At 45.6% G+C, this 20,850-nt stretch carries 15 protein-coding genes; 13 read left to right on the top strand and 2 right to left on the bottom strand.

What is annotated here, in order from left to right; all coding sequences use genetic code 11:
- Positions 1 to 36: 36 nt before the first annotated feature.
- The 5 genes from V9W66_RS03080 (at position 37) to V9W66_RS03060 (ending at position 7,004) form a co-directional block, all read left to right on the top strand.
- Complete coding sequence (locus V9W66_RS03080) at positions 37 to 615, top strand: DUF6553 family protein (protein WP_110102003.1); 579 nt, start codon at positions 37 to 39, stop codon at positions 613 to 615.
- A 141-nt stretch (positions 616 to 756) separates the two neighbouring features.
- On the top strand, positions 757 to 3,678 hold the full coding sequence (locus V9W66_RS03075) for an insulinase family protein (protein WP_144095813.1): 2,922 nt from the start codon (positions 757 to 759) through the stop codon (positions 3,676 to 3,678).
- A gap of 68 nt (positions 3,679 to 3,746) precedes the next feature.
- Positions 3,747 to 4,655 carry a GTPase Era gene (gene era / locus V9W66_RS03070; RefSeq protein ID WP_015525809.1) on the top strand — a complete coding sequence of 303 codons (909 nt, stop codon included), beginning with the start codon at positions 3,747 to 3,749 and terminating at the stop codon, positions 4,653 to 4,655.
- A 2-nt stretch (positions 4,656 to 4,657) separates the two neighbouring features.
- Complete coding sequence (gene recO, locus V9W66_RS03065) at positions 4,658 to 5,416, top strand: DNA repair protein RecO (protein ID WP_144095815.1); 759 nt, start codon at positions 4,658 to 4,660, stop codon at positions 5,414 to 5,416.
- 193 nt (positions 5,417 to 5,609) lie between these two features.
- Positions 5,610 to 7,004: a glycine--tRNA ligase gene (locus tag V9W66_RS03060; RefSeq protein ID WP_092069375.1), complete on the top strand. Its 1,395-nt coding sequence runs from the start codon at positions 5,610 to 5,612 to the stop codon at positions 7,002 to 7,004.
- 31 nt (positions 7,005 to 7,035) lie between these two features.
- Here the strand turns inward: V9W66_RS03060 and V9W66_RS03055 are convergent, their stop codons facing one another.
- Complete coding sequence (locus tag V9W66_RS03055) at positions 7,036 to 7,908, bottom strand: AraC family transcriptional regulator (RefSeq protein WP_144095817.1); 873 nt, start codon at positions 7,906 to 7,908, stop codon at positions 7,036 to 7,038.
- Positions 7,909 to 8,368: 460 nt separating this feature from the next.
- Here V9W66_RS03055 and V9W66_RS03050 point away from each other — a divergent pair, with 460 nt between their 5' ends.
- The 4 genes from V9W66_RS03050 to V9W66_RS03035 are packed head-to-tail and all read left to right on the top strand — an operon-like array spanning position 8,369 to position 13,595.
- On the top strand, positions 8,369 to 9,664 hold the full coding sequence (locus V9W66_RS03050) for an ABC transporter substrate-binding protein (RefSeq protein WP_144100422.1): 1,296 nt from the start codon (positions 8,369 to 8,371) through the stop codon (positions 9,662 to 9,664).
- Positions 9,665 to 9,666: 2 nt separating this feature from the next.
- Complete coding sequence (locus tag V9W66_RS03045; protein ID WP_144095819.1) at positions 9,667 to 10,545, top strand: carbohydrate ABC transporter permease; 879 nt, start codon at positions 9,667 to 9,669, stop codon at positions 10,543 to 10,545.
- On the top strand, positions 10,545 to 11,387 hold the full coding sequence (locus tag V9W66_RS03040; RefSeq protein ID WP_144095821.1) for a carbohydrate ABC transporter permease: 843 nt from the start codon (positions 10,545 to 10,547) through the stop codon (positions 11,385 to 11,387). Before V9W66_RS03045 ends, V9W66_RS03040 begins: the two co-directional genes overlap by 1 nt.
- Before the next feature lie 27 nt (positions 11,388 to 11,414).
- Complete coding sequence (locus V9W66_RS03035; protein WP_144095823.1) at positions 11,415 to 13,595, top strand: alpha-galactosidase; 2,181 nt, start codon at positions 11,415 to 11,417, stop codon at positions 13,593 to 13,595.
- A gap of 89 nt (positions 13,596 to 13,684) precedes the next feature.
- On the opposite strand, the gene V9W66_RS03030 is transcribed toward V9W66_RS03035, so the two are convergent.
- Positions 13,685 to 14,563 (bottom strand): aldose 1-epimerase family protein, encoded by an 879-nt coding sequence (locus tag V9W66_RS03030; protein WP_144095825.1) that lies wholly within the window; start codon positions 14,561 to 14,563, stop codon positions 13,685 to 13,687.
- Positions 14,564 to 14,834: 271 nt separating this feature from the next.
- On the opposite strand from V9W66_RS03030, the gene ppdK reads away from it, so the two are divergent.
- From ppdK to V9W66_RS03010, 4 genes are all read left to right on the top strand, one after another.
- Entirely contained in the window at positions 14,835 to 17,465 is a 2,631-nt protein-coding gene (gene ppdK, locus V9W66_RS03025) for a pyruvate, phosphate dikinase (RefSeq protein ID WP_144095827.1), read from the top strand.
- A gap of 194 nt (positions 17,466 to 17,659) precedes the next feature.
- On the top strand, positions 17,660 to 18,712 hold the full coding sequence (gene rsmH, locus V9W66_RS03020) for a 16S rRNA (cytosine(1402)-N(4))-methyltransferase RsmH (RefSeq protein ID WP_144095829.1): 1,053 nt from the start codon (positions 17,660 to 17,662) through the stop codon (positions 18,710 to 18,712).
- A 134-nt stretch (positions 18,713 to 18,846) separates the two neighbouring features.
- The gene (locus tag V9W66_RS03015; protein WP_015525821.1) at positions 18,847 to 19,311 is read left to right on the top strand and encodes a GtrA family protein; all 465 of its coding nucleotides are present in this window, start codon (positions 18,847 to 18,849) and stop codon (positions 19,309 to 19,311) included.
- Positions 19,312 to 19,342: 31 nt separating this feature from the next.
- On the top strand, positions 19,343 to 20,710 hold the full coding sequence (locus V9W66_RS03010) for an MATE family efflux transporter (protein WP_129974629.1): 1,368 nt from the start codon (positions 19,343 to 19,345) through the stop codon (positions 20,708 to 20,710).
- Positions 20,711 to 20,850: the final 140 nt, after the last annotated feature.

The raw sequence follows: 20,850 nt of genomic DNA, 5'->3' as shown, positions 1-20,850 counted from the left end.
TCTGATATAATATTCAGATATCAGGAGGAAGAATGAATGGATACACCAACAATTGCGAAATACTATAGAGAGAAAGATCCCATGGAGCGCCTGAAGCTTCTGGAGCAGTCCATTGCAGCAGGAGAAGAACCGGAAGAAAACAGGATCCGCAAGGAACTCTGGGAGATCCGTTACAGCGATAAAGCTGAGACTGGTGATACCAGGGCAGACGGTTATCTCGGTCTCTGGATGACCATGGAGTTTAACCGGAATTCCGCTTCCAGATTCTTTGGTACAAGAAGTGCGAAGAAAGAGATAGGCAAGTATCTTAAGAAGCTGAAATTTCAGGAGTTCCAAGAAAAGGGCGGCCTTTATGAGGAGCTTCTTTACCGGGAATGCTGTCATCTGGTTCTGGTCTACATGGATCTCTGTCAGACAGATAAATCCTATAACACAACGATTTTCGGCCTGATCCACATCAAGGAGGACAGTGCGAAGGCCAAGGTCCAGAGAGACATCAGGGAAACAGCTGTGGAGCTTCCGGCTAATCTTGGAATGGAAGCTGAGCTTGGAATCATCACAAGAGCTGCCAGAGAGATCTACAGGCAGTATTATCCCAACGAAGGAAACATTTAGGAGGCCGGAGAGCTTCCGTTTCAGGCTGTCTGACTACTCAGGCAGCCTTTTGTTGCCATGCATCCGATAAAATATTCTGAGATTTTTTGAACGAAGATCCCTGTCGGGTGTGAAGAGAAACATTCAGGAGGTTACTATTTTATGAATCCCAATCATCTGAACGCATATGAAGTCCTGAAGGAAGAGGAGCTTCAGGATATTCATTCAAAAGGATGGCTTCTGAGACACAAAAAAACAGGAGCCAGAGTGATGCTCATCGAGAATAGTGATGAGAATAAGGTTTTTAACATTGCATTCCGTACACCGCCGAAAAACAGTACAGGTGTTGCTCATATATTGGAACACAGCGTACTGTGCGGCTCCAGGGAATTTCCGCTTAAGGATCCTTTTGTGGAGCTGGTAAAAGGTTCTCTTAATACCTTCCTTAATGCCATGACCTATCCGGATAAGACCTGCTACCCGGTAGCAAGCTGTAATGACCGGGATTTCCAGAATCTGATGCATGTATATCTGGATGCGGTATTCTATCCGAATATTTACAAAAAAGAAGAGATCTTCCGTCAGGAAGGCTGGAACTACCATCTGGAGAAGAAAGAAGGCCCGCTGAAATACAACGGTGTCGTTTACAATGAAATGAAGGGTGCTTTTTCCTCACCGGATGATGTTCTGGAGAGAGAGATCATGAATTCGCTGTTCCCGGATACAACCTATGGCTGTGAGTCCGGCGGAGATCCTGTAAATATTCCGGATCTCAGCTATGAGGAATTTCTGGATTTCCACAGACAGTACTATCATCCGTCCAACAGCTTTATCTATCTCTACGGAAACATGGATATGGAGGAGAAGCTGGAATTTCTTGACAGCCATTATCTGTCTGCTTTTGATCCTCTTGCCATTGATTCCGAGATCCGGGACCAGGAAGCCTTTGCCCAGGTAAAGGACATTCAGAAGCCTTATCCGGTATCAGAGGATGAGGGAGAAGAGGATAACACCTATCTTTCCTACAATATGGTTGTGGGTGAAGCGGCAGATATCAACCTGAGTCTTGCTTTCGAGGTTCTGGATTATGCTCTCTTAAGCGCACCGGGTGCACCACTGAAGCAGGCACTTCTGGATGCAAAGATCGGCAAAGATATCTACGGCTCCTTTGAGGATGGTATCAAGCAGACCTATTTCTCCATTGTGGCAAAGGGAGCAAACTTAAGTCGGAAAGAGGAATTCATAAAGGTGATCCGTGATACTCTCACAAAGATCGCAGAGGAAGGAATTGATAAAAAGGCAGTAACAGCCGGGATCAATTACTATGAATTCCGTTTCCGTGAAGCAGATTTCTCTTCCTATCCGAAGGGGCTGATGTATGGCCTGGATATTTTAAGCAGCTGGCTTTATGATGATACGAAGCCGTTCTGCGAGGTGCAGCTTCTGGAGGGCTTTGAGTTCCTTAAGAAAGCCCTGGAAGAGGGATATTTCGAGGAGCTGATCCGAAAATATCTTCTGGACAATACCCATGGTGCGGTCCTTTCCCTGGTACCGGAGAAGGGCCTTGCAGCAAAGAGAGATAAGGAGCTGGAAGAAAAGCTGGAGAATTACAGAAAGCGCCTTTCTGATGAAGAGCTTACCCGGATGGTAGAGAACACCAAAGCGCTGGAGGCTTATCAGGAAGCGGAGGAAGCTCCGGAAGCGCTGACCTGCATCCCCATGCTCTCCAGAGAAGACATCAAAAAAGAGATCACAGGGCTGACAAACGAGGAGCACCATGTGGAGGACAGCTTGTTTCTGTATCATGATGTGTGCACCAATGGTATCGGTTATGCAGATCTTCTTTTTGAGATCCATGACTTTGATGTTGATACAGTTCATTATCTGGGACTTCTGAAATCTGTGCTTGGTGCAGTGGATACGGAGAATTACACGTATGGCGAGCTGTTTAATGAAGTGAATGCGAGAACCGGCGGTATTGCCTATGGGATAGAGGTTTTTGATGATGCCCAGGATACCGATGCATTCCGTGCCATGTTTGCCGTAAGAGGAAAAGCGTTATATCCGGAGATGGATTTCATGTTTTCCATGATCCGGGAGGTTCTTACAACTTCGAAGTTGGATGACACCAAACGTCTCTACGAGATCATTGCCAGAGTGAGATCTAGAGCCCAGGCCAGCCTTGCAAGTGCAGGCCATTCCACCGCCGTTCTCCGTGGTGCTTCCTACGCATCTCCGATGGCGGCATTCCAGGATGAGATGGCAGGAATCGGATATTATCAGTTTATCGAAAAACTGGAGAAGGATTTTGACAGCTGCAAGGATGAGATCGTGAAAAATCTCCGTAAGGTGATGGAAGAGGTCCTTCGTCCGGAGAATTTCTGTGTAAGCTATACCGGAGAGAGAGAATCTCTGGATGCAGTAAAAGCACAGGCTGCCGGGATCAAAAAAGTCTTGTTTAACGGACAGAAGCCGGAGCCTGTGAAGCAGGCCCCCTGCATAAAGAAAAACGAAGCCTTCAAGACCTCCGGCCAGGTCCAGTATGTGGCACAGAACGGAAACTTCCGCAAAAAAAGCCTGGAGTATACCGGTGCACTGGAGATCCTGAAAGTGATCTTAAGCTACGATTATCTCTGGATCAACCTTCGTGTAAAGGGTGGAGCGTATGGCTGCATGAGCGGCTTTAAGAGAAACGGAGAGAGCTTCCTGGTATCCTACCGTGATCCCCATCTAAAGAGAACCCTGGAAGTATACCAGGGAGTGCCGGATTATATCCGTGCCTTTGAGGCAGACGAGCGTGAGATGACAAAATATATCATCGGAACGATCAGCAACAAGGATGTGCCGAGAACTCCGCAGATGCAGGGAAGTATCTCAAAAACCGCATATTTCTCCAATGTTACAGAGGATATGCTCCAGAAGGAAAGAAATCAGATCCTCGGAGCGCAGAAGGAAGATATCCAGAAACTGGCAGCTCTTGTAGAAGCAGTACTTTCCGATGATCAGATCTGCGTAGTAGGAAGTGAGACTGCAATAGAGAAGGCGGAAGATGTATTCATGGAAGTGAAGCCACTGATCGGCTGAGGAGAAACAAAGCCTGCTGTCCGTTAAATGGGATAGCAGGCCGTGAAAGGATTATGAGAGGATAAAGGATGGATAATAATTTTAGATCAGGCTTTGTTGCGATCATCGGAAGACCGAATGTTGGAAAATCCACGCTGATGAACCATCTTATCGGACAGAAGATCGCCATCACATCAAACAAGCCACAGACAACCAGAAACAAGATACAGACCGTGTATACCTGTGATGAGGGACAGATCGTATTTTTGGACACACCGGGTATCCACAAGGCAAAAAACAAGCTTGGAGAATACATGGTACAGGTTGCGGAGAGAACCCTGAAGGAAGTAGATGCCATTATGTGGCTGGTGGAGCCGTCCACATTCGTAGGTGCGGGAGAGCGCCACATTGCCGAGCAGCTGCAGAAGGTTGGAGTTCCTGTGATTCTCATCATCAACAAGATCGATACGGTAAAAAAAGAAGAGCTTCTTCCTGCGATCGATACCTACCGTAAGATCTGTGATTTTGCAGAGATCATTCCCTGCTCTGCCCTCCGCGGAAAAAACACACAGGATATCATTCCAAGTATTTTCAAATATCTTCCGTACGGACCGATGTTCTATGATGAGGATACAGTTACCGACCAGCCTCAGCGCCAGATCGCCGCAGAGATCATCCGTGAGAAGGCTCTGCATGCACTGGATGAGGAGATCCCTCACGGAATCGCCGTTGCCATTGACCGGATGAAGAAACGTCCGGGAAGAAGCAACATCATAGATATTGATGCGACCATCATCTGCGAGCGTAATTCCCACAAAGGCATCATCATCGGAAAACAGGGTGCCATGCTGAAAAAGATCGGAAGCAATGCCCGCTATGAGCTGGAGCGTATGCTGGAAGCAAAGGTAAACCTAAAGCTCTGGGTCAAGGTGACTAAGAACTGGAGAGACAGTGATTTCCTGATCAAGAACTTTGGATATGATAAGAAAGAAATCTGAAAATGAGTGATCTGATTACCGTACAGGGAGTGGTACTTTCTGCCATGCCGGTAGGGGATTATGACAAGCGGATCGTCCTTCTCACAAGAGAGAGGGGGAAGATCTCCGCTTTTGCCAAGGGAGCGAGACGGCAGAACAGTCCGTTCATGGCAGCAGCTAACCCGTTTGTATTCGGAAGCTTTACTCTTTATGAGGGAAGGACAAGCTATAATCTGAACCAGGTCAGCGTGCAGCATCATTTTGTGGAGCTGGCCACCCGGCAGCCGGGGGTTTACTATGGATATTATTTTCTGGAGCTGGCAGATTATTTTGGCAAAGAGGGAACGGATGAGAAAGAGATGATGAATCTTCTCTATGTGACCATCAAAGCCATTTTGAATCCTCATATAGAAGACCGGCTGGTGCGCTGTATCTATGAACTGCGGACTATGGTGATCCAGGGCGTGATGCCGCAGCTGTTCCAGTGTGCGGGCTGCGGGAGAGAGCTTACGGAGGAAGAAACCGGAGAACTTTTTTTCTCCCAGGACGAGCATGGGATCCTGTGTGCGGACTGCAGCAGGATAGCCATGGACAGGAAACGGATCTCAGCGGCTGCCCTGTATGCCATGCGCTACATAGCCGTGTCCCCCTTGGCAAAGCTGTATACGTTTACAGTGCGGGATGATGTGCTGCGGGAACTGGAACGCCACATTTACCGGTATACGGAGCTGAATACAGACAAGCGGTTTAAAAGTCTGGAGATTCTGGAATTGATGAGATAGATCATTGTCGGCTGCGGAATAACCGTAACGATTTATTTATCAAAAGCAGGACAGGATGCAATGCAATTGGAAATATCCTTGAAAAATCATGAGGATACTAGTATAATAAGACCAAAAATGTAAAAAAGCAGCTTTTTCCGGAGCTTTCCGGACGCATTTGGCGGAACAGCTGCAAGTCAAGAGGAGAGAAATCATGGAAAAGACAATGGAAAAGATCGTAGCTCTTGCAAAAGCCAGAGGATTTGTTTACCCGGGTTCCGAGATCTACGGCGGCCTGGCAAACACATGGGATTATGGAAATCTCGGTGTAGAGCTTAAAAATAACGTAAAACGTGCATGGTGGCAGAAATTCATTCAGGAGTCTCCGTACAATGTAGGTGTTGACTGTGCGATCCTTATGAACCCGCAGACATGGATCGCTTCCGGACATCTTGGCGGATTTTCTGATCCTCTTATGGACTGTAAAGAGTGCCACGAGCGTTTCCGTGCAGATAAGCTCATTGAGGACTTTTGTGCAGAGCATGACATTGCCATTGAGGGAAGCGTAGATGCATGGTCCCAGGAGAAGATGATGGACTTCATCAAAGAACACGAGGTAGGATGTCCGAGCTGTGGTAAACACAACTTCACAGATATCCGTCAGTTCAACCTGATGTTCAAGACATTCCAGGGTGTTACCGAAGATGCCAAGAATACTGTATATTTAAGACCGGAGACTGCACAGGGTATTTTCGTAAACTTCAAGAACGTACAGAGAACATCCCGTAAAAAGATCCCGTTTGGTATCGGACAGATCGGTAAATCCTTCCGTAACGAGATCACACCGGGTAACTTCACATTCCGTACCCGTGAGTTCGAGCAGATGGAGCTTGAGTTCTTCTGCGAGCCGGATACAGATCTTGAGTGGTTTGCATACTGGAAGAAGTTCTGCCTTGACTGGCTGAGTGCTCTCGGACTTAAGGATGATGAGGTTCGTTACCGTGACCATGATAAGGAAGAGCTGAGCTTCTACAGCAAGGCTACCACAGATGTGGAATTCCTTTTCCCATTCGGATGGGGTGAGCTCTGGGGAATCGCTGACAGAACAGATTATGACCTGACACAGCATCAGAATGTATCCGGCCAGGATCTCACATATTTTGATGATGAGAAGAAACAGAAATATATCCCATACGTTATCGAGCCATCACTTGGAGCAGACCGTATGGTACTTGCTTTCCTCTGCAGCGCTTACGATGAGGAAGTTCTGGATGAAGAGAAGAATGATGTCCGTACAGTCCTTCATTTCCATCCGGTACTTGCACCGGTTAAGATCGGTGTGCTTCCGCTTTCCAAGAAGCTTAACGAGGGTGCTGAGAAGATCTACCAGCAGCTTTCCAAGAAGTACAACTGTGAGTACGATGACCGTGGAAATATCGGTAAACGTTACCGCAGACAGGATGAGATCGGTACTCCGTTCTGTATCACTTATGACTTCGAGTCTGAGAATGACGGTGCAGTTACAGTCCGTGACCGTGACACTATGGAGCAGGTACGTGTGAAGATCGATGAGCTTGATGCATACTTTGCTGATAAATTTACATTTTAAGTAAATACATTTTTTAATAAAAAACCTCCGGCTATTTTCTGACCGGAGGCTTTTTTTCAACAAGTCTGTTTTTCATCCGCCAGTTTCTTGGCGACATTCCGTATACATTTTTGAAAGCCCGGGAAAAATGCAGCTGATTGGGATATCCGACTGCATTTCCGATATCTGCGATAGACAGGGCTGTGATCTTAAGAAGTTCTGCAGCTTTGGTCATGCGATAGCTGATCAGGAATTCCTGGGGAGAACGTCCGATGGTGTCGTGGAAGATCTTACCGAAGTAGCTTCGGTTCAGGCCGCAGCAGGCTGCGATATCCTCAATGGAAATATCATTCTGGAAATTCTGTTCAATAAAAGAGAGCGCCTCCTTGATATAAAAATCACGGATACTTCCATCCTGTTTCATGCGGACAGTTTCAGCAGAGCGCATAAAGTAATCCAGAAAAAGCCAGGTATGTCCGATAAGATGGAAGGATGATTCCTGGGAATTATGGCTGATGTAAAGCATTTCCTCCATCATTTTCTGGCGGAGATCTGCAGAGTGGCTGTGATAGACCGGATGGTCCGGACTTAAACCTGCAGTTTCCACGATCTCTTTTGCCCGGAGCCCGTCAAATTCCACCCAGGTGTACTCCCATGGAAAGTCGGTATCTGCAATGTAGGTGTTGATATGACCGGGAAAAAGCATGAAACCATGGCCGCTTTTTACCTGATAGGTGATGGTTTCTCCTGCGGAATTGTCTGCCATCAGAGTTCCGGTACCGGAGATCACATAATGAAAAATATAATGGTTTCGTGCTGCCGGGCCGAATGAATGTGCCGGAGCGCAGTGCTCCCAGCCGTATTGGTATAGTCCGATATCAACAAAGTTTTCATTTGGAAAAACGGAGAAGAGAAGGTCATTCATATTTTTATCCTTTAGGCGTATGATTTTGTCTGGTTTCAGTAACATTATATATTAAAACAGCAGGGAACTTCAACATATGTATAAAAATGCAATTACAAAAACAGCCTGTAAAATATACAAAAAAGAGAAGGATAATCGATAAAACTTTGTGAGAAAATTAAGTTTCTCGAGAAACTTGTTGATTTTCGATAAATCCGGAATATACTAATTTTAGATAAAAGCAGTGATATAGGCGTAAAATATATCAAAATGCTAGATGACTTTAATGAAGACAGAGAAAAATTGCATTTTAATATAAAACAAGAAAAACACTGCTATTTATGCAAGCATAAAGCTATGTTAAAATAACTTTCAGAAAAAGAAACCAGAGAATAAGTATTGGAGAACCCGGATAGCCATATCAGTTAAATGGGTGATATCCGACTTATCAAATAAAAGGAAAAGGAAGGAGCATTACAAGATGCGCAACAGAAGTAAATGGATCCTCTGTATGGGACTTGCCTTTACCATGGCAGCTTCCGTTACATTGAGCGGATGCGGCACAGGTAAAAAGGACAGCGGAAAGACAGAGATCGAACTTGTGCAGTATAAACCGGAAGCAGTTAAGGCATTTGAAAAACTGGAAGAAAAATTCAATGCCACTCATGATGATATCCATCTTACCATCGAATCCCCAAACGATGCTATGACTGTATTGAAGACAAGATTTATCCGTGAGGATAATCCGGATATCATTGGAATCGGAGGCGATGTTAACTTTTCCAATTTTATTGATTCTGATATGCTGATGGATATTTCCGATTATCAGGGACTGGATTCGATCAAAGATGCATATAAAGAAATTGATAAAGCACTGGAATTCGTTCCGGAAGACGGAGTCTATGCGGTTCCTTACGTGGCCAATGCCGCCGGAATCCTTTACAACCGTGAGCTTTTCAAGGAGCATGGCTGGCAGATCCCGACTACATGGGATGAATTTATGAGCCTTTGCCAGGAAATTCAGGATGCAGGTATCCAGCCACTTTATTTCGGATTTAAAGATACCTGGACCTGTCTTGCACCGTGGAATTCTATTGCGGTAGATCTTGCACCAGCCGATGTATGCCGTCAGGTAAACCAGGGAAACGCTACTTTTGAAAAAGAGTATAAGGAAGTAGCAGACCGTATGCTGGAGCTTATCCAGTATGGACCGGATGATCCCTTTGCCTATGATTACAATGGAGCCTGCACCGCTTTTGCAAAAGGGGAAGCTGCCATGTATCCCATCGGAAGCTATGCGATCCCGCAGATCCAGAGTGTAAATCCGGATATGGATATTGATTCTTTTGTGACACCGGCAAGCAATGATCCGTCAGAAAACAAACTGAATTCCGGAGTTGACCTTCAGTTCTGTGTGATGAATGACTGTGAGAATAAGGAAGCTGCCTATGAAGTGCTGGATTTCCTCCTTGAGGATGAAAATGTACAGACATATCTGGATGACCAGAAGGCAGTTCCATGCAAAGAGGGGGATTTCACACTTCCCGCTACTCTGGATGGTATGAAGGAATACATAGAAGAGGGAAAAATGGCAGATTACCAGGATCATTATTATCCTACAGAGATGGCTGTGGATGCACAGATCCAGACTTTCCTGATGAAAAAGGATAAAGATGCATTCCTGAAAAAATTTGATACAGACTGGACAAGATATAACCGTGACATTATCCGTAAAGTACAGGACTATGAGGAGAAGAACGGGGAAGGAGAGAACTGATCATGGGAAAAAAATCTATGAGTGGAAGAAAGCTGACCTTTCTTCTGATCACCATTCCGATCGTGGCATTATTTTTCTGCTTTAACACACTGCCTCTGATCAAGGGTGTGATCTACAGCTTTACAAACTTTAAAGGCTATGGAAGCTATGACTGGGTAGGACTTCGAAACTATAAGGATCTTTTTACAGACAGCCGTGTTGGCGGTTCCTATCTGTTTACCTTTAAGCTGGCCATCGTGGCAACTATCGTAACAAATGTACTCAGCCTGATCCTGGCACTTGGACTGAACAGTAAGATCCGTTTCAAGAGTGCACTGCGTGGAGCTTATTTTATTCCGAATGTACTTGGCGCACTGGTCGTAGGATATATTTTCAATTATTTCTTTACATATATCCTGCCTGCATTCGGAAAGATGATCGGAAATAAAACATTGTCTTCCAGCATGCTTTCCAGTACGAGCCTGGCATGGGTTGCCATCGTGATCGTGTGTGCATGGCAGTCCATTGCAATGAATACGATCATCTACATTTCCGGTCTTCAGACAGTGCCGGCGGATGTATACGAAGCAGGCGCTATTGATGGTGCTACCGGATTCAGCAAGTTCCGTTACCTGACATTCCCGCTGATCGTTCCGTTTTTCAGCATCAACATGGTTCTCTGTGTGAAAAACTTCCTGATGGTATTTGATCAGATCATGGCTTTGACAAAGGGTGGTCCTGCACAGAGTACAGAATCCATTTCCTATCTGATCTATAACAATGGTATGAGTGGCGGTCAGTTTGGATTCCAGAGCGCTAATGCGGTTATATTCTTTATTGTGATCGTGATCATTTCTGCAGCGCAGTTGACTATCACAGGGAAAAAGGAGGAGCAGCTGTAATGAAAACGAAAGTAAGAGAAAAAGCGAACTGGCCGGTAACGATCCTTCTGATCCTTGGCCTTATCACAGTGGTATTTCCGCTTTATATGACAATTGTGATCGCATTCAAGCAGCCGACAGAGATGACCAACAGTGTAGCCGGGATCCTGTCTCTGCCAGAGAAATTCAGTTTTGCCAATTTCAGGGAAGCTATGGAGGTAACAGACTTCTGGCATTCTCTTGGAAACAGTGTATTGATCACTGTGATCACAGTGGTTCTTGCTATTGTAATTCATTCACTTTTAGGTTATGCTATAGCCAGAAACAAGAGAAGTAAATTTTATAAATTTATCTATCTCTATGTAGTGAGCGGTATGTTTGTTCCGTTTGCTATCCTGATGATGCCGCTTGTAAAGCAGACTGCTGAGATGGGGCTTGATAACAAAGTCGGTGTGATCATTCTTTACACAGTATTTTATATGCCTATGAACGTGCTTCTTTATTCCGGATATCTGACAAACATTCCAATGGCCCTTGAGGAGGCTGCCTGTGTGGATGGAGCCAGCACCTGGAAAACATATTGGAAGATCATCTTTCCGATCATGAAGCCGATGCATGCCACAGTGGCAGTTCTGACAGCACTTGGAACCTGGAATGACGTTATGACTCCACTGGTTATCATGTCCGGATCTACAGGTGGAACCACATTGCCTCTGGCACAGCTGAATTTCCAGACTCAGTTCGGAACAAACTATAACCTTGCGTTTGCCTCTTATCTGCTGGCACTGCTTCCGATCCTTCTGTTTTATCTGATCTGCCAGAAGCACATTTTAAATGGTGTTGTAAACGGTGCCGTAAAATAAAAACACAAGAAAAAGGAGGATTCACATATGGGAATCATCTACTGCGAGAAAGACAGAACGTTTACCCTGCAGACAAAAGAGACTACATATCAGATGCAGGTGGATCAGTACGGATTTCTTCTTCATCTCTATTATGGCAAAAAGGCAGAAGGCTGCATGGATTATCTTCTGACCTACTATGACAGGGGATTTTCCGGAAATCCCTATGATGCGGGAACAGACAGAACCTATTCCATGGACGCTCTTCCACAGGAGCTTTCCTGCTACGGAAACGGAGATTTCCGCAGTGCATCACTGATGCTGGAAAACGGTGACGGAAGCATGAGCTGTGATATGCGTTACAAGAGCTATACTATCCGTGACGGTAAATACAGCCTTCCGGGGCTTCCGGCTGTTTATGCGGACAATGATGAGGCACAGACTCTGGAGATCGTACTGGAGGATCCGGCTACCGGTGTGGAGGCCATGCTTCTTTACGGTGTACTTCCGGAACTGGATATCATTACAAGAAGCGTCTATGTCCGCAATCAGAGCAGTGAGAAGATCTATGTGAACAAGGTGATGTCCGCAGAACTGGATTTTCTTTACGGAGATTATGACCTGCTTACTTTTTACGGAAGACATGCCATGGAGCGGAATCTGCAGAGGGTTCCGGTAGCACACGGAAGTCAGATGATCGGCAGTGTCCGTGGTACTTCCAGCCATCAGTATAATCCGATGATGATCCTGGCAGAAAAGGACACTACAGAGGATCATGGGGGCTGCTATGCTATGTCCTTTGTATACAGTGGAAATTTCCAGGGTGAGGTTCTTAAAGATCAGTACAATCAGACAAGAATGCTCCTTGGTGTACAGGAGGAGTGCTTCCGGTATCCGCTGGAAGCCGGAGAGACCTTCTATGCGCCTGAGGTGATCTTAAGCTACACAGATCAGGGAATGAACCGTCTTTCCCAGAATCTGCACAGCTGCATCCGTCATCATATCTGCCGTGGTAAATATAAGACAGAGGTTCGTCCGGTGCTGGTAAACAGCTGGGAGGCAGCATATTTTGATTTTACAGGGGAGACTTTATATAATCTGGCAAAAGAGGCAAGGAGCCTTGGTATCGATATGCTGGTTCTGGATGACGGCTGGTTTGGAAAACGTGACGATGACAACAGTGGTCTTGGGGACTGGTATGTCAATGAGAAGAAGCTTGGAGAGACTCTCGGCGGACTGGTAAAAAGAGTCAATGACCTTGGAGTGAAATTCGGTATCTGGATCGAGCCTGAGATGATCTCTGAGGACAGTGATCTTTACCGTGAGCATCCGGACTGGGCACTTACGATTCCGGGAAGAAAACCAGTGAGATCCAGAAATCAGCTGGTACTTGATTTTTCCAGAAAAGAAGTTGTAGACGGAATCTTCGGACAGATCAGTGCGGTATTGGATAATGCCAATATTGAGTACGTTAAATGGGATATGAATCGAAGCCTGATGGATGTATTTTCCGTAATGACCAAGGATCAGGGACGTGTAATGTATGATTATGTCCTGGGATTGTACGATTTTCTGGACCGTATGGTGAACCGTTATCCGGATCTTCTGATCGAGGGTTGCAGCGGCGGTGGTGGAAGATTTGACGCAGGCATGCTGTATTACACACCGCAGATCTGGTGCAGCGACAACTCCGATGCTATTGACAGGCTTCGGATCCAGTATGGCACTTCCTTCGGATATCCGGTATCGGCCATGGGAGCACATGTGTCTGCAGTGCCGAACCATCAGACAGGAAGGATCACCCCGTTACATACCAGAGGTGTGGTTGCCATGTCCGGAACCTTCGGCTACGAGCTGGATCTTCTGAAGCTGACTGAGGAAGAAAAAGATGAGGTCCGCAGCCAGATCGGGGAATTCCGTAAATATGCGCCACTGATCCAGAACGGACGGTACTATCGCCTGACAGATCCGTTTAAGAGTGAGGTCTGTGCATGGGAGATCGTTGGAAATTCTCAGGAAGAAGTTCTGCTCAATGTTGTCATGGAGGAGATCCATGGAAATATGACTGTGAATTATGTGCAGCTTCGCGGCCTTGATGAGAGTGCACTTTATAAGGACCAGACTACCGGCAGGATCTATTCCGGAGCTGCTCTGATGCATGGTGGAATGCCGCTTCCTGCAGAGTTTGGGGAGTACAGAGCTTATCAGTATCATTTTGTGAGAGAATAAGAGCGTATTGAGACAGTAAGATAAATAAAAGGATCCGTCATACAGACAGCTGAAAAAGCCGATGTATGGCGGATCTTTTTTATCATAGCTCAGTGTACGGTGATCTGATAGCTCTTGATAAATTCCTCATCTGGTTTCAGCACATTGATATTTGCTTTTTCGGAAAGAGGCTTTTCAAAACCACAGTCATCACAGCGTCCCATCCACGGCTCCAGGCATACGAAGGGAGCACCGGGTACGGACCAGATACCGAAATTCGGGAAGCCCTCACTGGTAAGTGTCAGATATGGAGTTCCGTCCGGGAAGAGGATACCGGCCTTTTGGATCTGGCCGTTATCAAAAACAAGAGCGTCTTTATCAAACATATGAGGAGCAATGGAACAGGTTCCGTTTTCAAGGGAAAGTGTATGTGGCTCGTCAGCAAGGACTGTTCCTACAGACGTATCGATAAGGAGATAGGTAAGAGCGTCCAGGCCTTCAAAAGCAAGACGGTAATCACTCTGGGATTCGCCTTCACGTACCGGAACACGGAATGCCGGATGGCCGCCGATGGTAAAATACATAGTTTCAGAGTCATTATTAACTACTTCCCAGCATACTTCCAGGTCGTGCTTCTTCAGAGTGTAGGTGATCTTCAGAGCGAAAGCAAACGGATAAACATTCAGGGTTTCTTCAGAGGACTTAAGGACAAAGGAAAGGGAAGTATCGGTGATATCCGTGCAGATAAAATCGCTGTCCCTTGCAAAACCGTGCTGGCTGGAAGGATATTCCTTTCCGTTCAGACGCCAGATATCTTTGTAGTTACGTCCCACGTTGGGAAAAAGTACAGGCGCATGGCGTTTCCAGTAAGCCGGATCTGCCTGCCAGAGGATCTCCCTGTCATTAGTCTTGTCATAGATGCCGGTGAGTTCAGCACCGTGATCGGAAACGGAAATCTTAAGAAAGCTGTTTTCAATCGTTCGTGTCATGATAAACCTCCTGTATGACAGCATTCGGGTAATATTACCTCGGAATTGCTGCATGTTTTTTTCTATTTTAGCACATTTTACAGACGATAACGAGAAAAATACAATCTGTGAAAAATATAACTGGAAAATCTGTCATATTTCACAAGAGAAATTGCTGTTTTTTGGAAGAATAACCTTGACTAATGAAAGATAAATCTATAAAATAATTATGTGCGTAGAAAACATACATTTTTTATGTTTTAAAGAACAATAATTAGGAGGAAAATGTAAAATGGCAAAATGGGTTTACATGTTTACAGAAGGTAATGCTACTATGAGAAATCTTCTGGGCGGCAAAGGTGCCAACCTTGCTGAGATGACAAACCTCGGTCTTCCTGTACCGCAGGGCTTCACAATCACAACAGAGGCCTGCACACAGTACTACGAGGATGGCAGATCCATCAATGATGAGATCATGGCTCAGATCATGGAAGCAATTACCAAGATGGAAGGAGTTACCGGTAAGAAATTCGGTGACAAAGAAAATCCTCTGCTTGTATCCGTTCGTTCTGGTGCGAGAGCATCTATGCCTGGTATGATGGACACAATCCTCAACCTTGGTTTAAATGAAGAAGTTGTTAACACTCTTGCTGAGAAATCCGGCAATGAGCGTTGGGCTTGGGACTGCTACAGAAGATTCATCCAGATGTATTCTGATGTAGTTATGGAAGTTGGTAAGAAATACTTCGAGGAGCTCATCGATGAGATGAAGACCAAGAGAGGTGTTAAGCAGGACGTTGAGCTTACAGCTGCTGACCTGCATGAGCTTGCTGACCAGTTCAAAGCTGAGTATAAATCCAAAATCGGTTCTGATTTCCCAACTGATCCGAAGGAGCAGCTGGTTGGTGCGATCAAAGCCGTATTCCGTTCCTGGGACAACCCACGTGCGAACGTATATCGTCGTGACAACGATATCCCATATTCCTGGGGTACAGCTGTTAACGTACAGATGATGGCATTCGGTAACATGGGTGATGACTGTGGTACAGGTGTTGCCTTCACACGTGACCCTGCTACAGGTGCTAACGGTCTGTTCGGTGAGTTCCTTACCAATGCACAGGGCGAGGACGTAGTTGCTGGTGTTCGTACACCTATGCACATCTCCGAGATGGAGCAGAAGTTCCCGGAAGCATTCGTACAGTTCAAACAGGTTTGCGAGACTCTTGAGAAACATTACAGAGACATGCAGGATATGGAGTTTACTGTAGAGCATGGTAAACTGTATATGCTTCAGACACGTAATGGTAAGAGAACTGCACAGGCTGCTCTTAAGATCGCTTGTGACCTCGTTGATGAGGGAATGAGAACTGAGGAAGAGGCTGTTGCAATGATCGATCCTCGTAACCTTGATACACTTCTTCATCCGCAGTTCGATGCAGCTGCTCTTAAAGCTGCTACACCGATGGGCAAAGGCCTTGGTGCTTCTCCAGGAGCTGCTTGCGGTAAGATCGTATTCTCTGCAGAGGACGCTGTTGAGTGGGCTGCAAGAGGAGAGAAAGTTGTTCTTGTTCGTCTTGAGACATCCCCAGAGGATATCACAGGTATGAAAGCTGCTCAGGGTATCCTGACAGTTCGTGGTGGTATGACATCTCACGCAGCTGTAGTTGCCCGTGGTATGGGATCCTGCTGTGTATCCGGATGCGGCGATATCGCTATGGATGAGGAGAACAAGAAATTCACACTTGCTGGTAAAGAGTTCCATGAAGGAGATGCAATCTCCATTGATGGTACAACAGGTAACATCTATGACGGACTTATCCCGACTGTAGATGCTAAGATCGCTGGTGAGTTCGGACGTATCATGGGATGGGCTGACAAGTACAGAACAATGAAGGTTCGTACAAACGCTGATACCCCTGCTGATGCTAAGAAAGCTCGTGAGCTTGGTGCAGAGGGAATCGGTCTTTGCCGTACAGAGCATATGTTCTTTGAGGGCAACAGAATCGATGCATTCCGTGAGATGATCTGCTCTGAGACAGTAGAAGAGAGAGAAGCAGCACTTGCTAAGATCCTTCCGGAGCAGCAGGGAGACTTCGAGAAACTCTATGAGGCACTTGAAGGAAATCCTGTAACAATCCGTTTCCTTGATCCGCCACTTCATGAGTTCGTTCCTACAGAGGAAGAGGACATCAAGAAACTGGCTGATGCTCAGGGCAAGACTGTAGAGCAGATCAAGACAATCATCGCTTCCCTTCACGAGTTCAACCCGATGATGGGACATCGTGGATGCCGTCTTGCTGTTACTTATCCGGAGATCGCTAAGATGCAGACAAGCGCTGTTATCCGCGCAGCTATCAATGTTAAGAAGAATCATCCGGATTGGAACATCAAACCGGAGATCATGATTCCGCTTGTTGGTGACATCAAAGAGCTTAAATATGTTAAGAAATTCGTTGTAGAGACAGCAGACGCTGAGATCAAAGCAGCTGGTTCTGACCTTGAGTACGAGGTTGGTACTATGATCGAGATCCCGAGAGCAGCTCTTACAGCTGATGATATCGCTAAAGAGGCTGACTTCTTCTGCTTCGGTACAAACGACCTTACACAGATGACATACGGATTCTCCCGTGATGACGCTGGTAAGTTCCTTAACGCATACTATGATGCTAAGATCTTCGAGAACGATCCATTTGCTAAACTTGATCAGGTTGGTGTGGGTAAACTCATGAAGATGGCAATCCAGCTTGGAAAACCGGTTAACCCGAAACTTCACGTAGGTATCTGCGGTGAGCACGGTGGAGATCCGTCTTCCGTAGAGTTCTGCAACGAGATCGGACTTGACTATGTATCCTGCTCACCGTTCCGTGTACCGATCGCTCGTCTTGCAGCAGCACAGGCAGCAATCGCTAAGAAGAACGCATAAGTAAGAATACATTTCAGGCTGAAGTTTCAGTCTGAGCATATATAAAGCTTCTGGCAGTCTGTAGAAATACAGATTGTCAGAGGCTTTTTTTCTTTATGATATTTTTTGAAGTATTCCCACGGTTTACGAAAAATAGGATTCATGGTATCATGAAAAAAACAGGGCAGATAAAGCCGGAGGATAAGGAGAATTTTATGAATCAGGAATCACAGATACCTCATAAGAGACGTGTACGGTATAAAGGAAAATATCCGAAGAAATTCGAGGAGAAATATAAAGAGCTTCAGCCTGAAAAGTATAAGGATACCATTGAGCATGTGATCAGCAAGGGAAACACGCCGGCTGGAATGCACATTTCCATTATGGTAAAAGAAATCATTGATTTTTTGGAGATCAGGCCGGGACAGGTTGGATTTGATGCTACACTTGGTTACGGTGGGCATACAAAGGCCATGCTGGAATGTCTGAGAGGTCAGGGACACATGTACGCCACGGATGTGGACCCGGAAGAATCTGCCAAGACAAGAAAACGTCTGGCAGAGCAGGGATTCGGAGAAGATATCCTGACAATTAAACTCCAGAATTTCTGCACCATTGATGAGATCGCAGAGGAAGTTGGTGGCTTTGATTTTATCCTTGCGGATCTTGGGGTGTCTTCTATGCAGATCGACAATCCCAAGAGAGGGTTTTCCTTTAAGGTGGATGGTCCTCTGGATTTAAGGCTGAACCAGGAAACCGGGATCAGCGCAGCACAGCGTCTGGATACCATTTCAAGAGAAGAGCTTGCCGGAATGCTGGATGAGAATTCCGATGAGCCGTACTGTGAGGAGATCGCGAAGGCCATCACAGATGAGATCCGAAGAGGAAACCACATAGATACCACTACGAAGCTTCGTGAAGTCATTGAGAAGACATTGTCTTTCCTTCCTGAAAAAGAGAGGAAAGACACGGTGAAAAAAACATGCCAGAGAGTTTTCCAGGCACTGCGTATTGATGTGAACCGGGAATTCGAGGTCCTCTATGATTTTATGGAAAAACTTCCCGGAGCGCTGAAGCCAGGCGGCCGTGTAGCAATCCTTACCTTCCATTCCGGAGAGGACAAGCTGGTAAAGAAAGCCTTAAAGCAGGGTTATAAAGACGGCATCTATTCCGACTATTCAAAAGATGTGATCCGTCCTTCCGCACAGGAATGTGCACAGAATGGGCGCGCCAGATCCACGAAGATGCGCTGGGCTGTGAAGGCCTGAGTGAAAGAGCAGTTCTGATACAAATACAGAAACAGAAAACTCCTGGAATGCGTTGACATTCGGGATTTTTTTTGCTATGTTATATAAGTTTACATATGATAAAGCTACGGCTTAAACTGAATAGGAGAAAGGATATGGATGTGGAGGAAAAGAAGGACATTTTTGATAAACTGATGCATCTTCCGGTGCTGAATATATTTGAACCTTTTTATAAGAAACATAAGGAAGTTCTGATGTATCTGTTCTTTGGAGGGCTCACATTTTTTCTGAACATTGCGTTGTATGCATGGCTGGATAAGGGCCTGGGCATGAATGCGCTGATCGCCAATGTGATCTGCTGGGTGGTCTGCGTACTGTTCCAGTATTTTACAAACAGGACATGGGTATTCGACGGGCAGGTGGATTCCGCCGCCGGATTTTTAAAGCAGATGGCTTCGTTTTTCGGAGGACGGCTCTTTACTCTGATTGTGGAGGAAGCAATCCTTGCGGTATTTATCACCTGGCTTGGATTTAACAGCATGGCAGTGAAACTTGTTGCTCAGGTGGTTGTGATCGTATTGAATTATGTGATCAGTAAATTGATTGTTTTTAAAAAATAAAAGATAGTTATATTTGTGGAAAAGGAGTTGGATGAAATTGACAAAGGACAAGACCAATGATATGACCGTGGGAAATCCGGTGAGCCTGATCATCCGCTTTATGATTCCCATGTGTCTCGGAAATATTTTTCAGCAGTTTTATAACATTGCGGATTCCATTGTTGCGGGTCAGTTCCTGGGAGTAGATGCGCTGGCTGCAATCGGAAGCACCGGTTCGCTGATGTTTTTTGTTACCGGATGGCTTAACGGACTGAGCAGTGGCTTTGCCATTCTGGTATCCCAGTGGTTCGGGGCGAAGCAATATGATAAGATGCGTCATTACGTAGCTATGTCCATTTATCTTGCAGCAGCCTTTGCCATTGTGATGACCATTGGCTTTGAGGCTTTGAATGAACCGATTCTGCGGCTGATGAATTCACCGGAGGATCTGATGGGATCTGTGAAGGGATATATGGGAATTATTTATGCAGGCCTGATCGTAACAGCGGCATATAATTCACTGGCAGCGTTTCTCCGTGCACTTGGAGATTCAAAATCTCCGCTGTATTTTCTGATTATTTCGGCAGTAATCAATGTGTTCCTGGATATTCTGTTTATTGTAAAAATCGGGATGGGAGTGGAAGGCTGTGCCTATGCTACGGTTATCGCGCAGGCAATTTCCGCAGTCTGCTGCCTGATCTATATTATCAAAAAGTTCCCGATCCTGCATCTGAAGAAAGAAAACTTTGAAGTTTCTTTTACCAGCTTCCGTTATCTGCTGGCCCTTGGTATTCCCATGGGACTTCAGTTTTCCATCACAGCGATCGGAACCATTATTGTGCAGGGTGCGGTAAATATTTACGGTTCTGTATATATGGCAGGATTTTCCGCTGCGGGAAAAATACAGAATATCATTGCAACTGTATTTGTAGCTTTTGGTGCGACGATGGCAACCTATGTAGGACAGAACCGGGGCGCCGGAAAGATGGACCGTGTAAAAGCAGGAATGAAATATACCCAGATCATGATCCTGATCTGGAGTGTGATCACTATGATCATTATGTTCTTTTTCGGAAAGTACATGACCTGGTTATTTATTGACAAATCCCAGACGGATGTTATTAATGTTTCTGTTACTTATTTTCATACGGTATTCTGGGCATATCCGTTCCTTGGAAGTATCTTCCTCTACAGAAACGGACTTCAGGGACTGGGATATGGCTTGGTTCCCATGCTGGGCGGTGTGTTTGAACTGGCGGCAAGAAGTGCGATCGTTATGTTTGTTGCAGGAAAAACAAGTTTTGCAGGTGTATGTCTGGCGGATCCTGCCGCATGGATCGCAGCGCTGATCCCTCTGATCCCGTATTATATTTATGTGATGAAAAAGTGGAGCAGGGGAAAAAAGGAAACTGCTGCCTGAGTGGGTATAATACAGAAAATGAAAAGAATAAATTTAGGCTTGCAATTATGGAAGATACAGTTATAATGATATTATAACTGCGGAAAAAACCAGGAAACCGGGATTCCGGGTAAGATTACAGATCCAGAAGGGAGAATATA

Source organism: Blautia massiliensis (ex Durand et al. 2017) (genome assembly GCF_051861785.1).
Lineage (GTDB): Bacteria > Bacillota > Clostridia > Lachnospirales > Lachnospiraceae > Blautia_A > Blautia_A luti_A.
Note: the sequence above shows the minus strand (reverse complement) of the source record. Positions and strands in the feature narration are given on the sequence as shown.

What these genes read in the sequence shown, in the direction of transcription:
- V9W66_RS03050 (WP_144100422.1), top strand. Translation starts at nt 8,369, where the DNA reads ATGCGCAACAGAAGTAAATGGATCCTCTGTATGGGACTTGCCTTTACC.
- recO (WP_144095815.1), top strand. Translation starts at nt 4,658, where the DNA reads ATGAGTGATCTGATTACCGTACAGGGAGTGGTACTTTCTGCCATGCCG.
- V9W66_RS03010 (WP_129974629.1), top strand. Translation starts at nt 19,343, where the DNA reads ATGAAATTGACAAAGGACAAGACCAATGATATGACCGTGGGAAATCCG.
- V9W66_RS03035 (WP_144095823.1), top strand. Translation starts at nt 11,415, where the DNA reads ATGGGAATCATCTACTGCGAGAAAGACAGAACGTTTACCCTGCAGACA.
- era (WP_015525809.1), top strand. Translation starts at nt 3,747, where the DNA reads ATGGATAATAATTTTAGATCAGGCTTTGTTGCGATCATCGGAAGACCG.
- rsmH (WP_144095829.1), top strand. Translation starts at nt 17,660, where the DNA reads ATGAATCAGGAATCACAGATACCTCATAAGAGACGTGTACGGTATAAA.
- ppdK (WP_144095827.1), top strand. Translation starts at nt 14,835, where the DNA reads ATGGCAAAATGGGTTTACATGTTTACAGAAGGTAATGCTACTATGAGA.
- V9W66_RS03045 (WP_144095819.1), top strand. Translation starts at nt 9,667, where the DNA reads ATGGGAAAAAAATCTATGAGTGGAAGAAAGCTGACCTTTCTTCTGATC.
- V9W66_RS03040 (WP_144095821.1), top strand. Translation starts at nt 10,545, where the DNA reads ATGAAAACGAAAGTAAGAGAAAAAGCGAACTGGCCGGTAACGATCCTT.
- V9W66_RS03055 (WP_144095817.1), bottom strand. Translation starts at nt 7,908, where the DNA reads ATGAATGACCTTCTCTTCTCCGTTTTTCCAAATGAAAACTTTGTTGAT.
- V9W66_RS03075 (WP_144095813.1), top strand. Translation starts at nt 757, where the DNA reads ATGAATCCCAATCATCTGAACGCATATGAAGTCCTGAAGGAAGAGGAG.
- V9W66_RS03030 (WP_144095825.1), bottom strand. Translation starts at nt 14,563, where the DNA reads ATGACACGAACGATTGAAAACAGCTTTCTTAAGATTTCCGTTTCCGAT.
- V9W66_RS03080 (WP_110102003.1), top strand. Translation starts at nt 37, where the DNA reads ATGGATACACCAACAATTGCGAAATACTATAGAGAGAAAGATCCCATG.
- V9W66_RS03060 (WP_092069375.1), top strand. Translation starts at nt 5,610, where the DNA reads ATGGAAAAGACAATGGAAAAGATCGTAGCTCTTGCAAAAGCCAGAGGA.
- V9W66_RS03015 (WP_015525821.1), top strand. Translation starts at nt 18,847, where the DNA reads ATGGATGTGGAGGAAAAGAAGGACATTTTTGATAAACTGATGCATCTT.